A 2,207-nucleotide genomic window follows, 5' to 3' on the forward strand; every position below is an offset into this window, starting at 1 on the left:
ACCACGGCATCGATCAGCTCATCGGTCCTTTTGATCTTCTCCCTCAGGGGCCCGAGCTTGTTCATGGACTCATCGAACTCCGCCCGCAGCAACTCCCCAGGCTCCCGGCGGGAGGGATCGACTGCCAGCTTCTTTTTGTTTTTCTTGAGGACCGCCAGCAGGCTCTCATAATCGCTCTCATAGTAGCTCAGGATCCTCGTCTTGGGCTTGAGGTCCTCAATCTTCGCCCCCAGGTAGCCCTCCAGCCAGTCCAGGAAGCCCCTGATCTCCTTTTGCTTAACTTTGTTCATCTCCAGCATCCTCTCCGCCAGGAAGGCGAGAAGATCGTGGACCACGTCCGACTTCTCCTCCTCGGTGATGAAATTGCCCGCTTCGTCCTTGGGCAGCAGGGCCTCCACGCCGGCCAGGATCTCATCATCCTTTCCTTCGTCATAGAGCTGCTGCAGCTCCGCCACCAGGCGGGCGCGCTCTGGGGCGGGAGTGGTGAAGGAGATGCGACGGATGGGTGTCTGTTCAACAAAAGCAGCAGAAAAATTGAAGCTATCGCCCTGCAAGTCAGTGCATACGCTGTGAATAAAGATGCGAAGCAGAGATGAATTTAGCAGCCCAAGAAGATAAAAATCCGCATTTGGAATAAAATATGTTTTATTATTAGCATAAAAATGAGCTGAGTCAAGTGTAAATCGTGCGCTTTGGGCGATCTCCGGCCAGAATATCTTTGTTTTTTCAAATTCATCATAATAGTCGCATGCTCGCAGTTCCCACCAGAATTCGCCTTTATCTGATCTTTTTTCCGCTGATTCGGAGAACGAAGATAGATAGTTGGCAATTGCTGGATAATCGTTTTTAATTTTATTCCAAACATCTACATCTATCTCAAAATTGTGTCGAGTCCATCCATTTGGAATGAAAATTAAATATTGGCTGCTTTCCGGTAGTTCATATCTCTTGACATCCTTTCCCGTCAAGAAGGGCCTAATCAATTTTGAGCTTTTGGGATCTTCGGTCACCAATTTGTATCGAGTATTTTTATCAATTACAAATGCTTCGTTTAAACCTGTTTTGATTCCATAGTAGCTCTTTCCGCCAATATACTCACTTAATGGATTGCCATATTTTTTAACCTTATCAAGCAATGCCTGTATCTTCTCGTCAGCTAGTGACCAGCTACCATCATCCAACGATATGCGATTGACAGCATAGCGATGTTTAAAAACATAATTGCTCAGACTATCATAATTGAGTGTCTTGACTTGAACAACATCAAAGTTTGATTTTGGCGAAGACGAATTCGAGATTCGTATTATGCATGGATATGTTGTGGCAGTTTCAAATACCGGCAGGTCACCAAAATCAATTATCTCCTCCAAGTTTTGCCCTTTCATCCATGCTCGCAACGGCTTTCCATAATTTGCCCTCAGCCATTTATTTGCCACGATGTAGGAAAAGATTCCACCATCTTTTAACAATAGAACACCGCGTTCAATAAAATAAACATAAAGGTCTGCAATGCTTTGATAGGATCTATACTGGTTTTCCAGGTAGAGCTTATCCATACCCAGAAACTCTTGCCTCACATATGGCGGATTCCCTATCACCACATCGAATCCTTGCTTCTCCTCAGCAAAGGCCTCCGGAAACTCCAGCTCCCAGTGGAAGAACCTCTTCTCCCCCGCAATCTCCTGCGCCCGGCCAAACCACTCTTTCTCCCGCAACCCGGCCCAGTCCGGGAATTTCTCCGGGCTGAGGTGGCCCTGCAGCTCATAGTAATCGTCCTCTTTGACCTTGTTTCCAAAGAATGTGGACAGCCAGACATTGGCCAGCTCCGCCAGCCTCCGGGATAGCTCCGACTCCTTGATCTGCCTGAACTGCTCCTCCTTCCACTTCACCATCTGCAGGCTGTCATCCGGCAGGGCGGACATCAGGCTGTATTTTCGGAGCAGACTATCAGTGTGGCTCTTCAGCCCAAAGCTCCACAGCGGCGGCTCCTGGGCCTTCGTGCCCGGCAGGACGGAGAGCTTTTCCAGGTCTGCGCCGATGAGGGAGTTTCCGCATCGCAAATGGTGGTCCAAGAAGCTGAGCGGCTTGTTTGAGGCCACCGTCTTGAGCCACAATGAGAGCTTGGCCAGCTCCACCGCCATGGGGTTGAGGTCCACCCCGTAGATGCAGTTTCTCACCACCTCTCTTCTCGCCCAGTGGATGTCGTT

1 protein-coding gene is annotated in these 2,207 nt (G+C 49.0%); it reads right to left on the minus strand.

Annotation, left to right across the window (positions count from 1 at the left end; genetic code table 11):
• Positions 1-2,207 (minus strand): Eco57I restriction-modification methylase domain-containing protein (locus BP727_RS09265; protein ID WP_286858490.1); only part of this gene is annotated, 2,207 nt, incomplete at both ends.

The sequence above is a fragment of the Methanosaeta sp. UBA356 genome (genome assembly GCF_002496465.1).
GTDB lineage: Archaea > Halobacteriota > Methanosarcinia > Methanotrichales > Methanotrichaceae > Methanothrix > Methanothrix soehngenii.